General features: G+C 68.4%; 19 protein-coding genes. 12 read left to right on the top strand and 7 right to left on the bottom strand.

Annotated elements, in window-relative coordinates; translation table 11 throughout:
* Window positions 1–8: 8 nt before the first annotated feature.
* The 3 genes from BM394_RS19650 to hisG all read right to left on the bottom strand — a co-directional run bounded on the left by BM394_RS19650 (window position 9) and on the right by hisG (window position 2,238).
* Window positions 9–329: a DMT family transporter gene (locus tag BM394_RS19650; protein ID WP_092980676.1), complete on the bottom strand. Its 321-nt coding sequence runs from the start codon at window positions 327–329 to the stop codon at window positions 9–11.
* Between the two features lie 74 nt (window positions 330–403).
* Window positions 404–1,003 carry a DsbA family oxidoreductase gene (locus tag BM394_RS19645; RefSeq protein WP_092980674.1) on the bottom strand — a complete coding sequence of 200 codons (600 nt, stop codon included), beginning with the start codon at window positions 1,001–1,003 and terminating at the stop codon, window positions 404–406.
* 368 nt (window positions 1,004–1,371) lie between these two features.
* A complete protein-coding gene (hisG, locus tag BM394_RS19640) occupies window positions 1,372–2,238 on the bottom strand; it encodes an ATP phosphoribosyltransferase (RefSeq protein WP_092980672.1) in 867 nt (288 codons plus the stop codon).
* Between the two features lie 270 nt (window positions 2,239–2,508).
* Here hisG and BM394_RS19635 point away from each other — a divergent pair, with 270 nt between their 5' ends.
* The 5 genes from BM394_RS19635 to BM394_RS19615 all read left to right on the top strand — a co-directional run bounded on the left by BM394_RS19635 (window position 2,509) and on the right by BM394_RS19615 (window position 8,310).
* A complete protein-coding gene (locus BM394_RS19635) occupies window positions 2,509–3,336 on the top strand; it encodes a DUF4097 family beta strand repeat-containing protein (protein ID WP_217643604.1) in 828 nt (275 codons plus the stop codon).
* 563 nt (window positions 3,337–3,899) lie between these two features.
* Window positions 3,900–5,768, top strand: coding sequence for a molecular chaperone DnaK (gene dnaK, locus BM394_RS19630; protein ID WP_092980670.1), 1,869 nt, complete (start codon window positions 3,900–3,902; stop codon window positions 5,766–5,768).
* Between the two features lie 80 nt (window positions 5,769–5,848).
* Complete coding sequence (gene grpE, locus BM394_RS19625; RefSeq protein ID WP_092980836.1) at window positions 5,849–6,514, top strand: nucleotide exchange factor GrpE; 666 nt, start codon at window positions 5,849–5,851, stop codon at window positions 6,512–6,514.
* Window positions 6,515–6,652: 138 nt separating this feature from the next.
* Window positions 6,653–7,849 carry a molecular chaperone DnaJ gene (gene dnaJ, locus BM394_RS19620; protein ID WP_092929733.1) on the top strand — a complete coding sequence of 399 codons (1,197 nt, stop codon included), beginning with the start codon at window positions 6,653–6,655 and terminating at the stop codon, window positions 7,847–7,849.
* Window positions 7,846–8,310, top strand: coding sequence for a heat shock protein transcriptional repressor HspR (locus BM394_RS19615; RefSeq protein WP_092929651.1), 465 nt, complete (start codon window positions 7,846–7,848; stop codon window positions 8,308–8,310). Before dnaJ ends, BM394_RS19615 begins: the two co-directional genes overlap by 4 nt.
* Window positions 8,311–8,377: 67 nt before the next feature.
* On the opposite strand, the gene BM394_RS19610 is transcribed toward BM394_RS19615, so the two are convergent.
* Window positions 8,378–9,142, bottom strand: coding sequence for a YwqG family protein (locus tag BM394_RS19610; protein ID WP_175530183.1), 765 nt, complete (start codon window positions 9,140–9,142; stop codon window positions 8,378–8,380).
* A 77-nt stretch (window positions 9,143–9,219) separates the two neighbouring features.
* The gene (locus BM394_RS19605; RefSeq protein WP_092980666.1) at window positions 9,220–10,401 is read right to left on the bottom strand and encodes a globin domain-containing protein; all 1,182 of its coding nucleotides are present in this window, start codon (window positions 10,399–10,401) and stop codon (window positions 9,220–9,222) included.
* A 240-nt stretch (window positions 10,402–10,641) separates the two neighbouring features.
* On the opposite strand from BM394_RS19605, the gene BM394_RS19600 reads away from it, so the two are divergent.
* From BM394_RS19600 to clpB, 7 genes are all read left to right on the top strand, one after another.
* Complete coding sequence (locus BM394_RS19600; protein WP_245780321.1) at window positions 10,642–11,529, top strand: pyridoxamine 5'-phosphate oxidase family protein; 888 nt, start codon at window positions 10,642–10,644, stop codon at window positions 11,527–11,529.
* 228 nt (window positions 11,530–11,757) lie between these two features.
* Window positions 11,758–12,252 carry a MarR family winged helix-turn-helix transcriptional regulator gene (locus BM394_RS19595; protein ID WP_245780320.1) on the top strand — a complete coding sequence of 165 codons (495 nt, stop codon included), beginning with the start codon at window positions 11,758–11,760 and terminating at the stop codon, window positions 12,250–12,252.
* 171 nt (window positions 12,253–12,423) lie between these two features.
* Window positions 12,424–12,933: a MarR family winged helix-turn-helix transcriptional regulator gene (locus BM394_RS19590; protein WP_092980662.1), complete on the top strand. Its 510-nt coding sequence runs from the start codon at window positions 12,424–12,426 to the stop codon at window positions 12,931–12,933.
* Window positions 12,930–15,641: an MFS transporter gene (locus tag BM394_RS19585; RefSeq protein WP_092980660.1), complete on the top strand. Its 2,712-nt coding sequence runs from the start codon at window positions 12,930–12,932 to the stop codon at window positions 15,639–15,641. The genes BM394_RS19590 and BM394_RS19585 overlap by 4 nt, the downstream gene beginning before the upstream one ends.
* Window positions 15,642–15,799: 158 nt before the next feature.
* Window positions 15,800–16,660, top strand: coding sequence for a YceI family protein (locus BM394_RS19580; RefSeq protein ID WP_092980657.1), 861 nt, complete (start codon window positions 15,800–15,802; stop codon window positions 16,658–16,660).
* Between the two features lie 267 nt (window positions 16,661–16,927).
* Window positions 16,928–17,743 (top strand): NAD(P)H-binding protein, encoded by an 816-nt coding sequence (locus tag BM394_RS19575; protein WP_175530182.1) that lies wholly within the window; start codon window positions 16,928–16,930, stop codon window positions 17,741–17,743.
* A 298-nt stretch (window positions 17,744–18,041) separates the two neighbouring features.
* Window positions 18,042–20,624 (top strand): ATP-dependent chaperone ClpB, encoded by a 2,583-nt coding sequence (gene clpB / locus BM394_RS19570; RefSeq protein WP_092980652.1) that lies wholly within the window; start codon window positions 18,042–18,044, stop codon window positions 20,622–20,624.
* Window positions 20,625–20,910: 286 nt separating this feature from the next.
* Here the strand turns inward: clpB and BM394_RS19565 are convergent, their stop codons facing one another.
* Complete coding sequence (locus BM394_RS19565; RefSeq protein WP_092980832.1) at window positions 20,911–23,253, bottom strand: heavy metal translocating P-type ATPase; 2,343 nt, start codon at window positions 23,251–23,253, stop codon at window positions 20,911–20,913.
* Window positions 23,250–24,398 carry a cytochrome c oxidase assembly protein gene (locus BM394_RS19560; RefSeq protein WP_245780319.1) on the bottom strand — a complete coding sequence of 383 codons (1,149 nt, stop codon included), beginning with the start codon at window positions 24,396–24,398 and terminating at the stop codon, window positions 23,250–23,252. The genes BM394_RS19565 and BM394_RS19560 overlap by 4 nt, the downstream gene beginning before the upstream one ends.
* Between the last annotated feature and the right edge of the window lie 10 nt (window positions 24,399–24,408).

Below are 24,408 nucleotides of genomic sequence, written 5' to 3'. Positions count from 1 at the left end.
AAATCTCGTCAGGCGGATCCGCTGAGTTCCAGGCCCACCACACCGACGATGACGGTGGCGATGCCCAGGAGTTTGCGCCAGTCCAGGCGTTCCTTGAACAACACGGTGCCGAGCAGCACGATCCCGACCGAGCCCAGACCGGTCCAGATGGCGTAGCCGACCCCGACGTCGATGCTGATCAGCGCCATGCTCAGGAAGAAGGTTCCTCCCGCGCCGATGACGAGAGTGAGAATGGAATATCCCAGGCGGGTGAATCCCTGTGAGGCGTTGGCACACAACGCGAAGGCGATTTCGAAGACCGTGGCGATCGCGAGATAAACCCATGCCATGACGATTCCTCTTTTCGTTACGTGAGACGGATGGCCGTTGCTGTCGGCGTTCTGGTCCGCGTGGGGACGTGGGGTCAGGAAGTGGCACTGAGCGTGCTGGACAGGGCCGTGCGCAACCGCTCCTTGTCGGGTACGCCGTTGATCCGGTGCTCGCCGATGATCACGGTCGGGACAGCGGTGATTCCCACTTCGTCGCGGGCGTGCTCCAGCGCCTTCCGGTGGGTTTCGGCGTAGCGCCGGTCGGTGAGAGCCCGACCGAATTCCGTGCTGTCCAACCCGAGTTCCGCGGCGAGCTCGGTCAGGACGTCGATACGTCCGATATCGAGATCCCGTTGGAAGAAGGCACGCAGCACCCGGTCGTTGTAGTCCTGCCCGAGCCCGTGTTCGCGGGCGTACTGGTATCCCTCGAACGCGGTGTGACTGTAGGGCTGCGGCGAGATCGAGGGCAGTGTGATCTCCACACCCTCGCGTCGGGCCATCGGGTAGACCGCACGCTGCCAGATCGCGGGCAGGTAGTCGTCTTCCGGCCGGAGCGTCTCGGCAGGGTAGGGGCGAAGTTCGAACGGGTGCCATTCGATGTCGACGCCGTACTCGGCGGCGACAGTGGTGATGTCCTCCTTGGCCAGTAGGCAGAACGGGCATACGTAGTCGAAGTAGACATCCATCGTGGCCATCGTCGGCTCCTCGTTTCCCGGCGGACCATGAACTTGCATTTAAATTGTATGCACATCAATGTATCTGTCAACAAAAATCTGCCTCGGTGGGAACCCTGCTGAACATCGGGGTCGGGGCCGCACTGGTACGCCCCTGTCCGGAACGTTCGGCAAGCGGTTGTCCGCCGCGTCGGAGATTTCTGAGCTCGACGACCCTGACGAGCGTGTTTGACCAGGTCGTTCGGGCCGAACGATCCGAGTGCTCCTGGTGCCGCGAGTCGAACGCATCGCGGGAGAAGAACGCGCGACCATCTACTCACGTCCCTGTCCCCGAAGCGGAGCCGGATGGGATTCAGCACCGCGAACCCCATCCGACTCGACGAGTCAGGTCAGAGCCTGCAGGCCTCCAGCCGTGTCACCAGGATCTCGGTGGCCCCCACCTCGGCGAGCTTGTCCATCACGTCCTGCACGTCCGCTCTGGGCACCATCGCCCGTACCGCTACCCAGCCGGGTTCGGTGAGGCTGGAGATGGTGGGCGACTCCTTGCCCGGCGTGATCGCCGTCGCCGTCTCCAGTGCCGAATCCGGACAGTTGTAGTCCATCACCACGTAGGAACGGGCGTCGAGCACTCCTCGCAGCCGTTGCCCCAGCACCTCGACGGCGTGCTCGCGCTCCTCACCCAGGGAGGCGCCCGCGCCGCGAACCAGCACCGCCTGCGAGCGCAGGATCGGTTCGCCGAGGGTTGTCAGCCCCGCCGCGCGCAGCGAGGAGCCCGTCTCGACCACGTCGGCGATCGCGTCGGCCAGCCCGAGTTCCACGGCGGTCTCCACGGCCCCGTCCAGTTCGACCGGCTCGATGCGGATGCCGTGCCGCGCCGCCGCCTGCTCGGCGAGTTTCGGGAACGAGGTTGCCACCCGTTTGCCGTCCAACTCGGGAACCGAGGTGATCGGACCGTCGTTGGCGACCGCGAAGTAGAACCGGGAGCTGCCGAATCCGAGCCGCAGCAGTTCGGTGGTGCTCTCCGCCGTGCCCGCGCCCGCCAGCAGGTCCTGCCCGGTGATACCGACGTCGAGCACCCCGGCGCCCACGTTGCGCGCGATGTCGCTGGCCCGCCAGAAGATGAATCGCACGTTGTTGCCCCTGTCCTCGGCGAACAGGGCGCGATGCTCGCGATGAAGCCGGTAGCCCGCCTCCTCGAGTAGCTGGGTGGTCGGACCGTGCAGCGATCCCTTGTTCGGGACGGCGACGCGCAACATCAGGCATCCTCAATACGGCGTATGGCCTCCGGGAACGATTCTAATGGTTGCCTCCCCGACGGGGTTCCGGCGCATCCCGCCCCACGGGCTCCGCTGTCCGTCAGGGCTGTCCGTCAGGGCTGTCCGTCGAGGCTGTCCGTCGGGTTCCGGAACCGCTCCGGACTCCGACGGGTGGGTGCCCCGGATTCGCACTTTCGGAGTCTCCGGGGCCGTTCCGGGTAAATCACCGATACCCTGCCGCCGCGGTCGGCGGTAATTTGACCTCGTCGGGTGACCGGGCAAGCCCCTGAGATCCAAGCCCCCGAGATCGGAGTGATGACGATGCGCACGGGACTCGCGGTGGGTGGCGCCGTACTGGTTCTGCTGGGTGGAGCCGTGCTCTCCTGGGGAGGTCCCTCGGACACCCGGACCGGCTCGCCCTCCGGTGTGTCGGCCGTGGAGCTGCGTTCGGGCCCGGGCGCGGTGAAGATCAACTACGAGGCCGGTGCCGAACCGAGGGTCCGCGAGGAACGCGACGGCTGGTGGGGCGGCTGGGGGCGGAACTCCGAGACGAATTACCGGGTCGACGACGGCAGGCTCGTGCTCGAGACCGATTGCGGCTGGGGCTGCGACGTCGAGTACGAGGTGACGCTGCCCCGACGCGTTCCGGTGACCGGCGGACTCGGTTCCGGTTCGCTGGAGGTCACCGGGATGTCCTCGACCGACGTGCGGGTGGGCTCGGGGGCGCTGGAGCTGCGCGGCATCGACGGGGAGGTGCGTGCCGAGACCGGTTCCGGCGGTATCGAACTCACCGACATCGGCGGCCCCGTCAACGTATCGACCGGCAGTGGACAAATAGAGGGGGAGGGCATCGACTCCGCCGACGTCACGACGCGGACCAGCTCGGGCGGGATCTCGCTGGAGCTGTCCGATCCGCGTTCGGTGCGTGCCGACACCGGTTCCGGCGGCATCGAACTCACCGTTCCCGCGAACAGCTACAGCGTCCGTGCCGACACCGGCAGTGGCTCCACCGACATCGAGGTCGCCCGGGACGCCGACGCCGAACGCTCGCTGCGGCTTTCCACCGGCAGCGGCTCCATCGAGGTCGAGAGCTCCTGAGCGAGCCGACTCGTCGTAACTCCACCCGCTCCCTGCCGGAGGGGCTGTTTCCTCCCGGGGGCGCCCGTTGTTCCCGGGGCACCCGCGTGTCCTCGGGGACCGTCCGCGTGCTCCCGGGGGAGTGATTGCCCGCTCGGGTAGCTGGGCATCCCCCGGACGTGGCCGGTCCGGTCCCGTCAGCCCCGCGGGCAGGTGACCCCCTGGGGCAGACCCCCGGGCAGGCGAGTGCCCGTCGGTGCCGTTCGCGGAACAGCCTCCCGGCTCGTCGGGTCGTCCGGCGTCGGCTCGTCGATTCGTCGGAAACGGGATAGCGCCCGGTGTTCCTGCCGCCCCGGCTGCGGGGGCCGCCGCGAGAGCCGCCCCGGCGACACGAATCACACCCGTCACGACGGGGTTCTCGGGAACACTCGTGGCTGGTCACGCGTTGCTCGGGCAGGAACCTTGAGCCGCTACGACTCAAAGCTGGTTTGACGGATCGGATTCGGTTCGAGTACTACTTGAGTCAGTAGGGCTCAGGAGTTATAAGTCCTAAGCAGAGAACCAATACGCTGGAGGAGACTTCAATGGGGCGAGCGGTCGGTATCGACCTCGGGACGACAAACTCCGTCGTTTCCGTCCTGGAGGGCGGTGAGTCCACGGTCATCGCCAACTCCGAGGGTGCGCGCACGACGCCTTCGGTCGTCGCGTTCGCGAAGAACGGCGAGGTGCTCACGGGGCAGCCCGCCAAGAACCAGGCGGTGACCAACGTCGACCGCACCATCCGGTCGGTCAAGCGTCACATGGGCACCGACTGGAAGACCACCATCGATGACAAGGAGTACACCCCGCAGGAGATCAGCGCGCGTGTGCTGATGAAGCTCAAGCGGGACGCCGAGTCCTACCTCGGCGAGGACGTCACCGAGGCGGTCATCACCGTTCCGGCGTACTTCGAGGACGCCCAGCGGCAGGCCACCAAGGAAGCGGGCCAGATCGCCGGACTGGACGTGCTCCGCATCGTCAACGAGCCGACCGCGGCCGCGCTGGCCTACGGTCTGGACAAGGGCGAGAAGGAACAGCGCATCCTGGTCTTCGACCTCGGCGGCGGCACCTTCGACGTGTCCCTGCTCGAGATCGGCGAGGGCGTGGTCGAGGTCCGCGCCACCAGTGGTGACAACCACCTCGGCGGTGACGACTGGGACGAGCGCATCGTCGAGTGGCTGGTCGAGAAGTTCAAGAGCGCCAACGGCATCGACCTGACCAAGGACAAGATGGCGCTGCAGCGGATCAAGGAAGCCGCCGAGAAGGCCAAGATCGAGCTGTCCAGCTCCGCGCAGAGCAACATCAACCTGCCCTACATCACCGTCGACGCGGACAAGAACCCGCTCTTCCTCGACGAGACCCTGACCAGGGCCGAGTTCGAGCGGATCACCTCGGACCTGCTGGAGCGCACGCGCAAGCCGTTCGAGTCCGTGCTGCGTGACGCAGGCATCAAGGTCGGCGACATCGACCACGTGGTGCTGGTGGGCGGTTCCACCCGCATGCCCGCCGTCACCAACCTGGTCAAGGAGCTGACCGGCGGCCAGGAGCCGAACAAGGGCGTCAACCCGGACGAGGTCGTCGCGGTCGGCGCCGGGCTGCAGGCCGGTGTGCTGCGTGGCGACGTCAAGGACGTGCTGCTGCTCGACGTCACCCCGCTGTCCCTGGGCATCGAGACCAAGGGCGGCATCATGACCAAGCTGATCGAGCGCAACACCACCATCCCGACGAAGCGCTCGGAGACCTTCACCACCGCCGATGACAACCAGCCCTCGGTGCAGATCCAGGTCTTCCAGGGCGAGCGCGAGATGGCCGCGGAGAACAAGAAGCTCGGCATGTTCGAGCTGACCGGCCTGCCGCCCGCGCCGCGTGGCGTGCCGCAGATCGAGGTCACCTTCGACATCGACGCCAACGGCATCGTGCACGTCAACGCCAAGGACCAGGGCACCGGCAAGGAACAGTCGATGACCATCACCGGCGGCTCCGCGCTGCCGAAGGACGACATCGACCAGATGGTCAAGGACGCCGAGGCCCACGCCGAGGAGGACAAGAAGAAGCGCGAGGAGGCCGAGACCCGCAACCAGGCGGAGTCGATGGTCCACCAGACCGAGAAGGTCCTCTCGGACAACGACGAGAAGCTGCCCGACGAGACCAAGCAGAAGGTCCGCGGCGCCATCGACGAGGTCAACGAGGCGCTGAAGGGCGAGGACTCCGACGCCATCAAGTCGGCGGTGGAGAAGCTGGCCACCGAGTCGCAGTCGCTGGGTCAGGCCCTCTACAGCGAGGGCGACGCGAGCGCCGCCGCCGGTGCCGCCGGTGACGAGACCGGGCAGGCCGCGGGCTCCTCCGAGTCCTCCAGCGCTGAGGACGTGGTGGACGCCGAGGTCGTCGACGACGAGGACGAGAAGAAGAAGTGACTCCGAACAAGCCAGAACAGGACCGGGGGCCGCAGCAGGCCTCCGGCGCACAGGACGAAGGCGAGCAGGAGCCCGTCGTGGTGCGGGACCGGCGCAGGATCGACCCGGAAACGGGCGATCTCCGGTCCTCGGACGACAGCCAGTCGGATGCCGGTGAGGTGACCGACAGCATGTCCGGATCGTTGGACGACGAGCTGGCCAAGGTGGCGGCCGAGGCCGACGCGGTGGAAACCGCGGCGGAGGCCGAGGCACCCACTTCGGACGCGGAGACCGAGCTGCGTCGGCAGGTGGAGGAACTCACCGCGGACGTCAAGCGTGTGCAGGCCGAGTACGCCAACTACCGCAAGCGCGTCGAGCGCGACCGGGACTCGGTGATCAACAACGCGAAGGCGTCCGTGGCGGAGTCACTGCTCACCGTGCTGGACGATCTCGAGCGCGCCGAGTCGCACGGCGATCTCACCGGCCCGTTCAAGGCCGTCGCGGACAAGCTCAACGCCGCGCTGGCCGACGCCGGACTGGAGGGCTTCGGCCAGGAGGGCGACGAGTTCGACCCGAGCGTGCACGAGGCGGTCCAGCACGAGACCTCCGCCGAGGTCTCCGGGCCCACGGTGACGACGGTGCTGCGCCGTGGTTACCGCTTCGGTGAGCGGGTGCTGCGTCCGGCGATGGTCGGAGTCACCGACTACGAGCCCGACGGGAACGGTGCCGAGCCGGAATCGCAGGGCGAGACATCCGAACAAGGCTGATTCACGAGACTGCTTAGGAACCGCCGTGTTCAGTAACCGTTACGGGCTCGCACCCGCGTTCTCGCGAGGAGGTTCACCGCTTTCCGGTGAACCGTCGTGGCGCACGTCAACGGATCGAGACGGAAGGAGGGGCGTCCGGTGAGTGCCAGGGAATGGCTGGACAAGGATTTCTACGCCGAACTGGGCGTCTCCTCCGACGCTTCGGCCGACGACATCAAGAAGGCGTACCGGAAGCTGGCCAGGGAGAACCATCCCGACGCCAACCCGGGGGACACCAAGGCCGAGAACAAGTTCAAGGCCGTCTCCGAGGCCTACGGCGTGCTCTCCGATCCGGAGAAACGCAAACAGTACGACGAGGCCCGCAGGCTGTTCGCCTCCGGAGGCGGCGGCCAGGGTGGCTTCGGCGGTTTCGGCGGCGGCTTCGGTGGCCAGCCCGGTGGTGCTGGTGGCCCCGGCTTCGACGTCGGTGACCTGTTCGGTGGCCCCGGTGGCCAGGCCGGTGGCGGGATCGGCGATCTGTTCGGTGGGCTGTTCGGCAACCGCAGAGGTGGTGCCGGCACGGCCAGCAGAGCGAGCAGAGGGTCCGATGTGGAGACCGAGGTCCGCATCGACTTCACCGAGGCGGTGAAGGGCGCGACCGTCCCGTTGCGCCTTTCCAGTCCCACCACGTGCTCCACCTGCCACGGCTCCGGTGCCCGGCCGGGCACCAGCCCCCGGAAGTGCTCGACCTGCTCGGGGCAGGGGGCGGTCACCCGCAACCAGGGCGCGTTCGCGTTCAGCGAGCCGTGCCCGGACTGCCGCGGTCGTGGCAGGGTCGTCGACAACCCCTGCCAGGAGTGCCGCGGCGAGGGCGTCAGCACCAGGACCAGGACGCTGACCGTGCGGATCCCGCAGGGCGTCTCCGACGGGCAGCGAATCCGGTTGGCGCATCAGGGTGAGCCCGGCCGCAACGGTGGCAACTCGGGCGACCTCTACGTCGTCGTGCACGTCAATTCGCACCAGGTGTTCGGCAGGTCGGGGCACGATCTCACGATCACCGTGCCGGTGACCTTCCCCGAACTGGCGTTGGGCGCTACGTTGACCGTGCCGACCCTGGAGAGCAAGGTGTCCGTGAAGGTGCCCGCGGGCACCAACAGCGGCCGTACCCTCCGGGTGCGCGGCAAGGGCATCGGCAGGAAGGACGGCAGCAGCGGGGATCTGCTGGTGACGTTGCAGGTAGCCGTTCCGAACAAGTTGGACGGCAAGGCCGCCGAGGCGTTGCGGTCCTACGCGGAGGCGACGGAGCAGCACGACCCCAGAGCCGAGCTGAACGAGCTGGTCCGGAGGGCGGAATGACCGCGCGTGAGTCTCCAGCGGAATCCGGCGGTATGGCCGGATTCCCGCCAGGTGCGTCCGAGGACACCCCGGTTTTCGTGATATCCGTGGCAGCGGAGCTGTCCGGGCTGCACGCCCAGACGCTGCGCAGCTACGACCGGCTCGGCCTGGTTTCGCCGGGCCGGACCCCCGCGGGTGGTCGGCGTTACTCCGCGCGCGACATCGCGGTGCTCCGCGAGGTGCAGCGGCTCTCCCAGGAGGAGGGCGTGAACCTCGCGGGCATCAAGCGCATCATCGAGTTGGAGAATCAGGTCGACGCACTGCGCGACAAGATCAAGGAACTCTCCGAGGAGGTCGCCGCTGCCTACGCGGCCGCCGAGCAGGCGGCCGCGCGGGTGCACGCCTCCTACCGGCGCGACCTGGTGCCGGTGCGGCAGGAGACGGCGCTGGTGGTCTGGAAGCCGGAGCGGCGCAGGCGCTGACCGTCGAGGACCTCGCGGCTGACGGTTTCGCGGCTCGCCTCGGTAAGCTCACCGAGCCGCGAGGCCGTCAGGAGCACTGCATGAACACCTCGGCACGGCTGAACTCGCCCGCTTTCAGATCCTGCTCGCCGATGGTGAAGTACAGGCTGCCCATGTCCCCCCAACACCAGTCCATCCGGTCGTCGGTATCCAGCTGGGCCAGCAGGAGGTCCTCGCCGGAAGGGGAGAACACGGACCCCTGCACCAGGTTCGGCCAACCGCCGATCAAGTGATCCTGCTGGTTGTCCATGCCGTGTATCTCCTCGTACGCGTCCACGTACTTCTCGCTCACTTCACCGCCATCCCGCTCGTCCTCGAACGGATCGGGAATGGTGAGGACGGTTTTTCCGTACAGCGCCCGTTCACGATGACGCTGCACGCTCCTGGGAGGAGTGCTCCGCACCGCCGTTTCCGGGTCGGCGAGTACGACCCGACAGCTCTCGTATTCGCCCGCCGCCACCGAGTCGCTGGACAGCAGGTTCTCGACGTAGAACAGGTTGAGTGCCCCGTGCCGCGGCAGTGGTAGTTCGGGGTTGAGTGGTGCGATGGTGGTGAGGTCGAGCACGGCGAGCAGTTCGAGTGCTCTCGATTCGTGTTCCGGCCACGTCGTGTCCGGTGGTAGTAGTGCGTCGCCGCCGAAGCGGGAGACCCCCAGTGGTGCTCCCGCTTCGCTGTCGGTGCTGAGTGCGACGGAGGTGGCGGCCTGGGCCGTGATGCGTTCGGCCTCGGTGGTGCCCACGTGTTCGGTCAGGGTGTGTCGGACGCGCTCGCGTTGTCGTTCGATTCCGGACATGCGCGCACTCTCGCACCGACCCCCGACAACGGGTCGGTGGATCATCCGCCGCCGCGTCCTGGGAATCCCGCGAGCACTCAGTCCAGAGTGAACGGATCGTAGTGGATCCGTTCCAGCGGGGTGCCCGCCACCATCATGCCGGAGACCGTGTTCCGGATCATTTCCGGCGAGCCGCTGACCAGCACGTCGTGATCCTGCCACGCGCCGTAGCGGGTCACGGCCTCCGCCAGCGTGCCGTGCTCGGCTCCCTGGGCGGAGGGATCGTTCTCCAGCACCGGGATCACCTTCAGCCACGGGTTGCTCATGGCGACCTGCCGCAGGTTGCGCAGCTCGTACAGGTCGTCCCGGGTTCTTCCCCCGTAGAACAGGTGAACCTCGGGGTTGTTGCCGTACTGCGCCAGGTCCTGGATGATCGACCGCATCGGCGCCAGCCCGGTGCCGCCCGCGAGCATAACCACGTCGCGCTCGGAGTCACGATCCACGCCGAGCCTGCCCATCGGTGAGCCCATGCGCCACTGGTCGCCGAGCTGGGCGTGTCCCACGATGGCGCGGCTCACCCAACCCGTCGGCACGGCACGTACGTGGAACTCCATCGTGCCGTCATCGGAGGGTGGGTTGGCCGGTGACAGGTAGCGCCACAGCCTGGGGCGCTGCGGCACCTCGACGCTGACGTACTGGCCCGGCTGATACGGCACGGGATGTTCCGGTCTGATGCGCACCATGGCGACGTCCCAGCTCAGCCGTTCGTGCTGTACGACCTCGCCGTTGTACCAGGCGGGACCGTCGTCCTTGGATGCCGCGTCGGTCATGGTCGTGGCCATCACCGCGTAGGCCTCGCCCCACGCCCGTTCCACGGCATCGTTCCAGGCGTCGCCCGCGTACTTCTTGATCGCTGCCAGCAGCGCGGTCCCGACCGCCTCGTAGTGCTCGGCGACCACGCCGAACTTGCGATGGTCCCTGCCGAGCTGCTGCAGGAACGGGGTGAGCTCGTCCGGCCGGTCCACCATCTGCACCACGTGCACCAGCGCACGCAGCAGCCTGCTCCGCTGCACTTCCATGTTCACCGGGAACAGTTCCCGGGTGGCGGGAGCCAGACTGAACAGCATGCTGTAGAAGAACCGCGACACGTCCTCGGCTTGCGGTTCCACCACGGCCCAGCTGTCCCGGATCAGCCGAACCGTGTCGTTCACGTCGGTCGGGCGCTCGCGATCAGCTGAACCGCCGGGGCGCTCGGGGTGTAAAGCGGCGTTGGCTGTCATGGTTCGGGCGATTCTCTCCACATAGGCGGCCGTGTCGGTCCGGCACGGTGTCCGTATACCTGGTATCCGTATACATGTCCCCCGACTGTCCGAAACTCTAACCCCTTTTTGGGCTTGTGTGACCCTTGATGCCACCTTCGAGTGGTTGTTTAATACTCATCGTCATGAGAGCTCACACACTCGTGTTCAATCCGTTTTGACCCACTTGCATCCATATCGCGGCGTGACACGGTGAGGCGCGTGATCGCGGACTGGTTACCTTCCCCCGAATCCCGCCGTCCCACCGGCATGGCGACGGCGGATCTGTTGGAGCTCGAACTCGCGGATTCGTCACCGAGCGTCTCCGATCGGACGCACACCGAGTCGTCCTCCGGTGGGCAGAGCCGCTACGACGACGGTCCGACGCGGCCCCGACTGCGTCCCGTTCGCCCCTTTCAGTCCACTTCGGACTCCACGGCCGAATCGCGGCGGCCGGAGGATCCCTTCGCGCCGAACGAGCGGAGCGCCATGCCCGGCTCGGCGGGTGAGCACCTGCTGCAGAGCGCCTACGAGACCGAGCGCCGTGCCCACAAGTTCTACAACGACCAGGTGCTCGATCACCTCAACGAGCGGATGAAGGAGTTCATCGTCTCGATGAGCATGGCCTTCATCGCCACCGCGGACGGACACGGCGAGTGCGACTCCAGCCTCCGGGCAGGCCCCAAGGGATTCATCGAGGTGCTGGGGGATCGCCACGTGGCCTATCCCGAGTACCGGGGCAACGGAGTCATGGCGAGTCTGGGAAACATCAGCGAGAACCCGCACGTCGGTATCCTGCTGATCGATTTCGTCGACGAGTTGATCGGGCTGCACGTCAACGGCAAGGCCAGGATCCTGGAGGATTCCGACCTCAGAGCCATCCACCCCGGGCTCCGCTCGGATTTCGAACGCGGCCGCAAACCGGAACGTTGGGTGGTCGTGCAGGTCGAGGAGGCCTACATCCACTGCCGCAAGCACATCCCGCGAATGGCCCCCGTGTCGCGGGAACGCTCGTGGGGGACCGACGACGTCAAGCGCAAGGGCGGGGACTACTTCGCGGCGAAGGGAACGGCGCGCCCCTGGCACGAAACGCAGCCCCAGCACGACTGAGCCAGATGTCGGCTCGGTTCGCCCGGCGGCGCCGGTGGCGCGGCGATTTCGCGAGAAATTGACATCGCCGGGACCGCGCCGTCGCGCTGGGTGTCAACGCTGGGCGTAAACGCTGGGCGTCGATTTCTCGCGAAATGTAAGAGGGTGCGATTCCGGTCGAAGGACCGCCTGCCCGCGCGTGGTACGACACCGTCACACTGGGGATGTCGGCGATGGGAGGGCGAGCTCGTGACCGAGGACATTCCGGACGGGGCAGGCGAGGTGGCCTCCGAGTCGTGGGGTTCGGCCGGTGCCGAGCGCGAACAGGCGGCTGCCGAGGTCGAGCGTGAACTCGCCATGATGTTCCGCCGTGCCCGCAAGATGTCGTTGGAGGTGGCCGCCGAGGTCCACCCCGAGCTCGACCCCGCCTCCTACAGCCTGTTGCTCATGGTCGCCGACGCTGGTTCCATGCGCGCCATCGAGATGGCCGAGCGCATCGGTCTGGACAAGTCCACCGTCAGCAGGCAGATAGCCAACCTGGAGCGGTTGGATCTGCTGCGCCGCGCCCCCGACCCCCAGGACGGCAGGGCCAGGCTGATCCAGCTCTCCGAGTCCGGCAGGCAACGACTGGACGGGGCGCGGCAGCGTCGTTCCCGCCATCTGCGGGAGGACTTCGTGCAGTGGTCCAACGACGATCTGCACCAGTTCGCGAGACTGCTCGGCAAGCTCAACGCGATGTACTGACCCAGCTTCCTCGCCTCACCGTATCGGATGGTCGTTCGACCGTCCCTTCCGAGGACTGCCGCGGTTCGGTCGCGCACTTCGAGTGTGACCTCCCTCTCCACCCCGTCAATCAAGTTGCTTACTGAAACTAAGGATCCTTATGGTTGGTTGTACCAACCAAAGGAATGCCCGATGGGATCGCACTTCGAATCCTGCGAGCGGTTGCTGGAACCGCTCCGCAAGTTGCTGGGGATGAGGCAGCTCGCGCTGCAGCGGGCGCAGCACGGCAACGAACTGAGCACGTCGGGGACCGGTCTGTTGTCCGAGCTGGTCCACGGTGGCGAGTCGAGGGCCTCCGATCTGGCGCACCACCGGGTCGTGGACACCTCAGTGGTGAGCAGACAGCTCGCTCAGCTCGAACAGGAGGGGCTGATCGAGCGCAGACCCGATCCGACCGACCGCAGGGTCTCGTTGCTGCGAGCCACCGAGCGGGGGCGGGCCGCACTCGAGGAGCGCGAGCGGCAGAAGGCGCGCTGGCTCAGCGAGGCGGTGCTCGACGACTGGGACGAGAGTCGGCTCGCCGAACTGGACGAACTGCTCCGCGCCCTTTCGGACGACTTGCTGAGCGCTTCCAGACAGCTGCTCGCGACCCCGGAAGACCTCGCGACCCCGGAAGGCACGGCCGAGGAAGGAAATCGATGAGCACCTCGAACGTCGCGGGAGCCGGGTCGGGGCTCGCTTCGTCCGGCGATGCCGCCGACGGCCGGGCCCCAGCGCGGGACACCTCGTCCACCGGCGCCGGTGACCAGGGAGGACTCGGCGGCCCGATGACGCACCGCCAGGTGCTCAAGGCACTGACCGGGCTGCTGCTGGCCCTGCTGGTGGCGATCCTGAGCTCCACGATCGTGTCCAACGCGCTGCCCAGGATCACCGCGGAGCTCAACGGTACGCAGGGCCAGTACACCTGGGTGGTCACGGCCATGCTGCTGACCTCCACGGCCACCACCCCGATCTGGGGCAAGCTCTCGGACCTGTTCAGCAAGAAACTGCTGTACCAGCTCTCGATCACCATCTTCACGATCGGTTCGGTGCTCGGCGGTTTCTCGCAGTCGATGGGGATGCTCATCGGTTTCCGCGCCATCCAGGGCATCGGTATGGGCGGGATGCAGGCGTTGATCCAGGTGGTGCTCGCCGCGATGGTCGCGCCGCGCGACCGCGGTCGCTACACCGGCTACATCGGTGCCACCTTCGCCGTGGCCACCACCAGTGGACCGTTGGTCGGTGGACTCATCGTGGATTCGCCGCTCGGGTGGCGCTGGTGTTTCTGGGTGACAGCGCCGATCGCGGTGATCGCGTTCCTGGTGCTGGGACGAGTCCTGCGGTTGCCGGTGATCAAGCGCGATGTCTCCATCGACTGGTTCGGCGCGCTGTTCCTCGTCGGCGGAGTGAGCCTGCTGCTGGCGTGGGTGTCGTTGGCGGGCAAGCAGTTCGACTGGCTTTCCTGGGCCACGTTCGGGTTCGTGGCGGGCGGTGTGCTCGCCGTGATACTCGCGGTGTTCGTGGAGACCAGGGTTCGCGAGCCGATAGTGCCGCTGGGAATGTTCCGCAATCCCACGGTCTCGCTGGCGATCGTCGCCATGGTCGCCGTCGGCACGGCCATGTTCGGCGGTGCGGTCTTCCTCGCGCAGTACTTCCAGCTCGGGCGCGGCTACACCCCCACCGAGGCAGGACTGATGACGCTGCCGATGGTGCTCGGCCTGTTCGTCTCCTCGACGGTGACCGGACAGATCATCTCCCGGGTCACCGGCAAGATCAAACCGTTCCTGATCGGGGGCGGTCTGGTGCTGACCCTGGGGATGGGACTGCTGAGCACGATCGACTCGGACACGCCGCTGCCGCTCGTGGACGTCTACCTCGCCCTCATGGGAATCGGGGTCGGCGCCCTGATGCAGAACCTCGTGCTCGCGGTGCAGAACAGCGTCGATATCAAGGACATGGGCTCGGTCACCTCGGTGGTGACCTTCTTCCGCACCCTCGGCGGGTCCGCCGGGGTCTCGGTGCTCGGCGCCGTGCTGGGCAGCAGGGTCAGCGAGTACGCCCGGGAGGGGATGGCGGAACTGCCCGGACCGGCCCCCTCGCTGAGCGGCGGGAACGGCAGCGTCTCGCTGGACATCAACAGTCTGCCCGCCCCGATCGAGGCGATCCTGCACGACTCCTACGGCAGGGCCATCGGGGACCTGTTCCTGATCACCGCCTGCGTCTCGGTGGTGACGCTGCTCGCCGTGCTGTTCATTCGCGAGGTGCCGCTGCGCACCACCGTCGAGAAGCACGACCAACCGGCGGAGGGCGGCAAGCACCGGGCTGTGGAGAACTTGAGCAAATCTGTGGATAACTCGTCGAGTGGTGGTGACGGATCGGTGGCCGGTTCACCGAGTTCGGCGCAGCCGATCACCCGCGAAGGCCACATATCGGAGGCAGTGGAGCGCCCTGTGAACACATCGGTCGACCCTGTGGACAACTCTGTGGAAAGGTCTGTGGAAAACCTTGGGGAGAACTCGACGGGTGGCAGGTCAGCCGCATTGTCGAACAACGGGTTCGGAGCGAACGTGCACGGCGCGAACGGCGCCAGTCTGGCCGGTTCGCTCTACCCGGACGACGGTGCTCCCACCGTGTACGGCGTGGTCCGAGGTCCGGGTGGGGTCCCCCTGTCGGGGGTGGTGCTCACGCTCACCGACTCGGTGGGAAATCAGGTCGATCGCACCCACTCGGATGACCAGGGAAACTATCGGGTGAACCCCGCCGGTGGCGGCACCTATGTGCTGATCGCCGCGGCCGACGACTATCAACCCGCGGCGGCCATGGTCGCGGTATCCGGGCGCACGGTGCGCCACGACGTCGAGCTCTCCGGCGGTGGTGGACTGTCCGGCATGGTCCACAGTGGTCCGGTACCGGTGCCGGACGCCACGGTGGTGCTCACCGACGTGCGCGGCTCCGTGGTGGCCGCCGCGCGCACGGGCGGTGGGGGCGGCTACGAGTTCAACGATCTGGTCGGCGGTTCCTACGCCCTGACCGTCACCGCCGAGGGATACCAGCCCACCAGTACCGAGGTGGCGCTGTCCGAGGGGCAGCGCGCCACGCTGGACGTGTCGCTGGAGTCGGGTGCCGAGGTGCGCGGCGTGATCCGCTCGGCCCGGCTCGGGCACGCCGTGCCGGAGGCTCAGGTGACCCTGCTGGACGCCTCGGGCGGCGTGGTCGCGGCCACGGTCACCGGTCCGGACGGGGAGTACCGGTTCACCGACCTCTCGCACGGCGACTACACCGTGATCGCCACCGGTTACGCGCCGACCGCGAACAACCTCAGCGTGCGGGACGAGCACGTCGAGCACGACATCGCCCTCGGCCTGGAGTAGCGGGCGGGGTCGGCCCGCCGCGGGTGGCCGGTCCCGTGGGCCGATCGCCGACGGCGCGTTCACCGACCGCGCGTTCACCGACGGCGCGATTCTTCGAACCAGACCGGCGGATCCGGCTACTCCCGGCTCCGCGGTTTCACGCAGGGGAGGACACTCCGATGAGCCTCGGCCAGGGCGAGGTCAGCGAACGGCACGATCCGGCACCGAGCGGAGCGGTCACAGTGCGGGCCCGCACGCTCGGTGGTTGGCCGCTGCCGGAAGCGGTGCTCACGGTCACCGACGCCTCGGGGACCCAGGTGGGACGCGCTCCCGCCGACTCGGCGGGGGAAGCCACGGTGCAGGCGCTGCCGTCGGGACGCTACACGGCGATCGTCACGGCACTGGGGCACCAGCCGCTCGCGCGCACCGCGATGGTGCGGCAGGGCAACGTCGTCGAGCTGGACGGGGTGGAGCTCTCCCCGGTGGGAGGCGGTGACGAGCTGCCCGAGCCCGGATTGTGGCACATCGATCCGGCGCACTCCGCCATCCGCGCCACCGCGAAGCACCTGGGGATCAGCAGCATCCACGGTCGGTTCAACGAGTTCGGTGGTGAGATCCGGATAGCCAGGCCGGTGGAGTCCTCCTCGGTCGACGTCCGGATCGACGCCGCGACCGTGGACACCGGAAACGCGCAGCGCGACGAGCACCTGCGCAGCGGTGACTTCCTCGACGTCGCGAACCACCCCCGGATCGGCTTCACCTCCACCGGGATATCGCGCGGGCACGACCACTGGGATCTCGACGGCGAACTGACGCTGTGCGGGGTCACCCGTCCGGTGCGGTTGGAGACCAGGTTCACCGGGGTGGGGGCCGACCCGTGGGGCGGCACCAGGGCCTCCGCCTCGGCGAGCACCATCCTGCGGCGCGAGGACTTCGCGATGACCTTCAACCAGTCGCTGAGCACCGGAATCGCCGCGATCGGCACCACGCTGCGGATCGAGCTCGACGTGCAGGCGGTGTTCGCCGAGGGCGCGAGCTGAGCGGGCCGGGTCTCTCGCGGTCTCCGGGATGATGTTTCACGCGAAACAATGCCGTCGCTCCGTCCCGAGGGGCCCCGCCGCGCGGTGGTGCGCGGCGCCGTGCTCCGAGCATCGTTGACTTCGAGTGCGCTGGAAGATCCAGACTCGTCCGCGTGCCGCCCTCGGGGCGCGAACTCCCGACGGAGTTTCCCGACGGAGTTTCCCGACGGGGTTCGCCGTGCCCGGCGGTTTCGCCTGTTGGCTTCGTGGACGAGATTCGGAGAGCGCATGATCCTGGTGACTTCGGCGACCGGCAACATCGGTCGCTGCCTGGTACGTGACCTGCACGAGGCGGGATTCGCGGTGCGGGCGACCACCCGTGATCCCGGCGGGGCGGAGTTCCCCGACGGGGTCGAGGCCGTATCCGGTGACCTCGAAGATCCGGACTCGCTCCGGGACGCCTTCGCGGGGGTGACTGGGTTCTTCCTGCTCGGTTCGCCCGGCGACGTTCCGGCGATACTGCACCGGGCCGCCGAGGCAGGAGTGCGGCGGGTGGTGCTGGTCTCCTCGCTGCTCGCCGAGACGCACCCGGAGTCCTTCATCGGCAGTGGGGCGCTGGCCGGGGAGAAGGCCCTGCGGGACAGCGGGCTCGACTGGACAGTGCTGCGGCCGTGGGAGTTCATGTCCAACGCGTTCCGATGGACCCCCTCGATCACCGAGCACGGCAGCGTGTACGCCCACGAGAACCCGGAGGGCTCGCAGGTCGTCGATCCCGCCGACATCGCCGCGGTCGCGGCTCGGGCGCTCACCGAGTCGGACCATGAACAGCGGATCCACTCGCTGACGGGGCCCGAGAAGCTCACCGTCGCGCAGCGGGTGGCCGTGCTGGCAGAGGAACTGGGGCGCCCCGTCGAATTCGTGGAGCTGAGCACCGAACAGGCCCGGCGACGGATGCTGGAGTACATGCCCGCCGGGATCGTCGAGGACATGCTCGCCACGGATGGCGGGGATCCGGGGCTGCCGGACACGGTTCGGCGGATCACGGGAAGGTCCGCGCGTACTTTCCGGCAGTGGGCCCGGGAGCACATCGCCGCCTTCGGCTGATCGAAGTTTTCCGATCAGGTTGTCGGGAAGCCCGCGGTGAGGTCGGGCTCGTGACATCGATCGCCCTCGGGGGACCTCTCGCGCGAGACGTCCCCGAATTCGTGGTGGCCCCCGGTTCGAGCGTTTCGGGCGAGTGCGGATGACGCGAGTCGGGTCGTGTCTGTATAGTTGAGTCATACAGGCTCAACTTTGTTTCCATAGTCGCTGTGGTGCGGCTGTTACGTCGGGCGGCCTTCGGGGTATGGCGGGAAGACATGCCCTCGCCGGGGCGACGAAGCCGCTACGAGAGAGGTGAGGAATGGACGCGTTCAACCCGACGACCAAGACCCAACAGGCGATCTCCGCCGCGGCGCAGGCCGCGACGATGGCGGGCAATCCCGACATCGCCCCCGCACACCTGCTGGGTGCGCTGCTGGCGCAGCGCGACGGACTCACCCCCTCGCTGCTCTCGGCGGTGGGCGCCGATCCGGCACGGGTGCGCGAGGAGTGCGAACAGCTCGCCAACGGGCTGCCTTCGGCGAGTGGCTCCACGGTGTCCACGCCGCAACTGTCCCGCGAGTCGATCAAGGCCCTCACCCACAGCCAGCAGCTGGCGACGGAGCTCGGCGACGAGTACGTCTCCACCGAGCACCTGCTCGTCGGGCTGTCCGCCGAGGGCGGGCAGGTCGGTGAGCTGCTCAACCGCTACGGCGCGACCCCCGAAGCGCTCAAGGACGCCTTCACCAAGGTGCGCGGCTCGGCACGCGTCACCAGCCCCGATCCGGAGGGCACCTACAACGCGCTGGAGCAGTACGGCCTCGACCTGACCGACCGCGCGCGCAACGGCGATCTCGATCCGGTCATCGGCAGGGACGCCGAGATTCGCAGGGTCGTGCAGGTGCTCTCCCGGCGCACCAAGAACAACCCGGTGCTCATCGGCGAGCCCGGCGTGGGCAAGACCGCGATCGTCGAGGGCCTGGCACAGCGGATCATCGCCGGGGACGTGCCCGAGTCGCTGCGCGACAAGCGGGTCGTCGCGCTGGACATGGGCTCGATGGTCGCCGGCGCCAAGTACCGCGGCGAGTTCGAGGAGCGGCTCAAGGCGGTGCTCAAGGAGATCACCGAGTCCGAGGGGCAGGTGATCACCTTCATCGACGAGCTGCACACCATCGTCGGTGCCGGTGCCACCGGTGAGGGCGCCATGGACGCCGGGAACATGATCAAGCCGATGCTGGCGCGCGGCGAGCTGCGCATGGTCGGCGCGACCACGCTGGACGAGTACCGCAAGCACATCGAGACCGACGCCGCGCTGGAGCGCAGGTTCCAGCAGGTCATGACCGGTGAACCCACGCCGGACGACACCGTGGCGATCCTGCGCGGCCTCAAGGAGCGCTACGAGGTGCACCACGGCGTGCGGATCACCGACGGCGCGCTGGTGGCCGCCGCCACGCTCTCCGACCGCTACATCACCGACCGGTTCCTGCCGGACAAGGCCATCGACCTGGTCGACGAGGCCGCCTCCCGGCTGCGGATGGAGATCGACTCCCGGCCGGTGGAGATCGACGAGGTCGAGCGCGCCGTCCGCAGGCTGGAGATCGAGGAGATGGCGCTGTCCAACGAGGACGACCCCTCCTCGCGGGAGCGCCTCGACTCGCTGCGCCAGGAGTTGGCCGACCAGCGGGAACGGCTGTCCGAGCTGACCGCCCGCTGGCAGCGCGAGAAGGAGTCCATCGACAAGGTCCGCGACCTCAAGAGCAGGCTGGAGTCGGTGCGGGGCGAGTCCGAACGCGCCGAGCGCGACGGTGACCTGGGCAAGGCCGCCGAGCTGCGCTACGGACGCATCCCCCAGCTGGAGAAGGAGCTGGAGCAGGCCACCGAGGAGCAGAACCGCTCCAAGGCGATGCTGCAGGAGGAGGTCACCCCAGACGACGTCGCCGAGGTGGTCAGCTCGTGGACCGGGATCCCGGCGGGCAGACTGCTGGAGGGCGAGACCGAGAAACTGCTGCGCATGGAGGACGCCGTCGGGGCGCGCGTCGTCGGCCAGCAGGAGGCGGTGCGTGCGGTCTCGGACGCGGTGCGCCGTGCCCGTGCCGGGGTGGCCGACCCGGACCGCCCCACCGGTTCCTTCCTGTTCCTCGGCCCGACCGGTGTCGGCAAGACCGAGCTGGCCAAGGCGCTGGCCGAGTTCCTGTTCGACGACGAGCGCGCGATGGTGCGCATCGACATGAGCGAGTACTCCGAGAAGCACTCGGTGGCACGCCTCGTGGGCGCGCCGCCCGGTTACGTCGGCTACGACCAGGGCGGACAACTCACCGAGACGATACGCAGGCGGCCCTACTCGGTGGTGCTGCTCGACGAGGTGGAGAAGGCGCACCAGGACGTGTTCGACGTGCTGCTGCAGGTGCTCGACGACGGCAGGCTCACCGACGGCCAGGGACGCACCGTGGACTTCCGCAACACCATCCTGGTGATGACCTCCAACCTGGGTTCGCAGGCCATCGCGAATCCCGACCTGTCGGAGTCCGAGCGGGACGAGGCCGTCATGTCGGTGGTGCGCAGCCAGTTCAAGCCGGAGTTCCTGAACCGGCTGGACGGCACACTGGTCTTCCACGCGCTGTCCACCCAACAGCTGACCTCCATCGTGGACATCCAGGTGGACCGACTGGCCAGGCGGCTGGCGCAGCGGCGGTTGACCCTGGACGTGCGGCAACCCGCGCGGGAATGGCTGGCGGTGCACGGTTTCGACCCGGTGTTCGGCGCCCGGCCACTGCGGCGGCTGGTGGAGTCGGCCATCGGTGACGAGCTGTCCCGCAAGCTGCTGGCCGGTGACATCAAGGACGGTGACAAGGTCACGGTCGATGCGGCCACCGAGGACAACGGGCTGACCGTGAACTCGGAGTGAGTTCCTCGCGGAGTTCTGCCGCCGCTGGGCTGCCGGGATGGTCGCTTTGCGGAACCTCTGGCACGGCTCTCGCCGCGGGTGCCCCGACATCGGGTAGCGATCTACACAACGTCGGGGGCGTCCTCGCGAGAGCCGCACCGGAGAACCCGCGGCGGTGCCGATGGCCAGGGTGGTCGGAGCTCTGCCTGCGAGGGTGGTTGGAGTTCGCCCCGCGTCGATGGCGCGGCGATTTCGTGGGAAATCGACACGGCCCGAGCGGGGTTCCCGCTACTGGGCGGCTGCGCTGTTACGGGGTGGCCGCGTTGCCGGCTCGGGTTCCGTCCACCGGCGAGCCGTCGGTGGAAGATTCCTCCGGAGTCGCTTCCCGGCGGGGCGATTCGGTGCCGAACCTGCGCAGTCGCAAGCTGTTGGTGACCACGAACAGCGAGGACAGCGCCATGGCCGCCGCGGCGATCAGCGGGTTGAGCAGTCCGAGAGCAGCCAGGGGAAGGGCGGCCAGGTTGTAGCCGAAGGCCCAGGCCAGATTGCCCCGGATGGTGCGCAGCGTCCGGCGGGCCAGCGTGATCGACTCGGGGACGACCTCCAGCCGGTCCCGCACGAGCAGCAGATCGGCCGCGTCCAGCGCCACATCGGTACCGGAGATGACGGCGATCCCGAGATCGGCACCGGCGAGTGCGGGAGCGTCGTTGATCCCGTCGCCGACCATGGCCACGGTGCGGCCCTGCTCCCGCAGTCCCGCGATGGTGGCGGCCTTGTCGGCGGGCAGTACCTCGGCCAGCGTCTCGTCGATGCCCACCCGTTCGGCGACCGCTCGCACCGTGGCGGTGTTGTCACCGGAGAGCAGCACCGTGCGCAGCCCGAGCCGGTGCAGCTCACCGACCATGCGAGCCGCCGAGGGCTTTACCGTGTCGGTCAGGGCGAAGATCCCCCGCGCTTGGCCGTCCACAGCCACGGCGACCGTGGTGCGCCCCTGGCTCTCCCACGCCACACGCCTGGCTTCGAGCTCCTCGGGCAGTTCGCTGCCGCGCTCCCGCAGCAGCCTTGCCGAACCCACCAGCACGGAACGGCCCGCCACCGTCCCGGCCGCGCCCAGTCCGGAGAGGCTGGTGAAGTCCGTGACCGGCTCCGGCTGTCCGAGCTCGTTCCCGGCCAGCGAGCTGATCGCCCGCGCCACGGCGTGTTCGCAGGCGTCCTCCACGGCGCCCGCGAGCCGCAGTACCGTGGCGGTGTCGGTGTCCGCGGTGGTGCGCAGGTCGACCACGGCCATCCTGCCGGTGGTCAGGGTGCCGGTCTTGTCCAGCACCACGGTGTCGATCGCCCGGGCGGACTCCAGGGCCCGGTGCCCCTTGATGAAGATTCCCAGCTGCGCACCGCGCCCCGTGGCCGCCAGCAGCGCGGTGGGGGTGGCCAGCCCCAGCGCACAGGGACAGGCGATGATCAGCACGGTCAGCGCGGCGCTGAATGCCCGCTCCGGAGGGGCGTCGAGCAGCCACCAGCTCAGCAGGGTAAGCGCGGCCAGCACGCCGACGGCGGGCACGAACCAGCCGGAGATCCGATCGGCCAGCCGCTGCGTCCGGGCCTTGTCGTGCTGCGCCCGCTCGACCAGCCCCCGCAGCCGGGCGAGTTGGGTCTCCTCGCCGACGCGCGTTGCCCGCACCACCAGTCGGCCGCTCGTGAGGATGGTGCCTCCCACGACCGCGTCACCCGCCGAAGCCTCGACGGGGACCGGTTCGCCGCTCATCGCGCTGGTGTCCACGGTGCCGTGCCCGCGCAGCACCTCGCCGTCGGTGGCCACGGTCTCACCGGGGCGGACCGTGAAGTGGTCCTCGCGCCGCAGTCGCTCGACCGGCACCCGACTCTCGTTGCCGTCCCGGTCCAGCACCGCGACGTCCTTGGCACCGAGCGCGGCCAGCGCGTGCAGCGCACCGCCCGCCCGCTGTTTGGCCTTGGCCTCGAGCAGCCGTCCGGCGAGCATGAAAATGGTGACCGCCGCGGCCACGTCCAGGTAGACCGATCCGGCGGGTTCCAGCAGCAGTCCCGTCAGACCCTGGTCACCGGCGGTGGTTCCTCGATAGGCGAAGATCGTGTAGCCCGACCAGCAGGCGGACACCAGGATGCCGATGGAGACCAGGGTGTCCATGGAGGTGGTTCCGTGGCGGGCCTGCACCAGGGCCTGGCGATGGAAGGGCCAGGCACACCAGGTGGCGACCGGCAGTGTCAAAGCCAGCAACACCCACGACCACCCCGGGAACCGCAGTGAGGGGGTCAGGGCCAGCGTGATCGACAGGTCGGCCAGCGGCACCCCGCACAGCAGCGCCACCACCAGGCGGCGCCACAGGTAGCGGACCCGGTCGGCCGGGTCACCGTCCTGCTGGCTGTCGGGCCGGATCACCTCCGCGCCGTATCCCGCCGTCTCGACCTGCCGCAGCAACCGTTCCACCGCCACACCGCTCGGTGCCTCGACGGTGGCCTTCTCGGTGGCGTAATTGACGCTGGCCGACACGCCGTCGAGCTTGTTGAGCTTGCGCTGCACCCGCGTCGCGCACGCGGCGCAGGTCATCCCCGTGACTGCCAGGTCCACCGAGTAGCCCTCGGAGTGCGACTCCTCGGACGGTGCCACCGAAGTCATCGGCTCCCCCGCTCCGGCCGGTCGTGCCACGTGTTCCCGGTGCCGTACTCGGCCGCGGCGGGATCCGCCGGGGCGGCCTCGCCGGTGGAACCGCCCGGGGAGTGCGGCCCCGTGCCCTGGTATGAATCAGTGCCCTGGTGCGATCCCGAACCCTGTTGCGATCCCGAACCCTGTCGTGATCCTGAGCCCTGGTGCAGCCGGGCGAGCATGGCGTTGTAGTCGGCCAGCGCCTGCTCGTCGGCGTCCACATCGGCGGAGTCGCGCAGCGCGGGGGCCGACCCCGAGGCGGTGTGGGCCAGCGCGCTGCGGCGCGCGGACTCCAACCACGTGCCGAAGCCCGCTTCCGGGCCGCGCGAGCGCAGCCACACCCCGACGGTGATCAGCGCCAGCACGGCCATGGTGGCGTCACCGAAGAACCACATGATCGCTCCGGCGAGGTGCTGGTCGTCCAGCAGCGTCGGTCCCCAGTCGGGGCGGGCCAGGCGATAGCCCGGCGCGATGGGGTTGGGAGCCATCATCAGCACCACACCGACCAGGGTGTCCGGCAGCATTCCCGCCATCAGCAGCACCACGCGCAGCGGATGGGGGAAGCGCCGCCACCGGAGCGGTTCACTGCCGAGAACGGGAAGGAAGAGCAGGTAACCACTGGTCAGGTACAGCACGATCTCGAAGTGCCGCAGCCACTCGTGCTCCAGTCGCAGCTGCGCGAACACCGTCAGGTGAGTGACCACCAGCACGACGGTGTAATACACGAAAGAGGTCGCCGGGTGAGTGAGCGCGTTCACGGTTCCGCTTCGCAGCGCGTTCTCCAGGCGCCGTGACGCGGTGGTTCCGCTCGCCGCGACCCAGAGCTCCAGCGGACGCCCCACGATCAGCAGGATCGGCACCGCCATGATCAGCACCAGGTGCTGGACCATGTGCACCCAGGTCAGGGCTTCGCTGTAGACGCCGATCGCGCTGTTGACGGCCACGACCAGTGCGAGCAGCCCGCCCAGGAAGGCCGCGGCGCGGCGGATCGGCCAGCGGCCGAGGTGTCGGTACCGGAGCAGTCCCGCGAGGTAGGTCACGGCCAGCAGCACCACGAGTATGTCCCAGGGTGAGAGCTGCCAACTGGTCAGCGCGTTCGACCAGGTCAGGGGATCCACCGCCGACATC

Origin of the sequence: Actinopolyspora lacussalsi subsp. righensis, assembly GCF_900116555.1 — a bacterium.
Lineage (GTDB): Bacteria > Actinomycetota > Actinomycetes > Mycobacteriales > Pseudonocardiaceae > Actinopolyspora > Actinopolyspora lacussalsi.
This window is presented reverse-complemented; position numbering and strand designations above follow the sequence as displayed.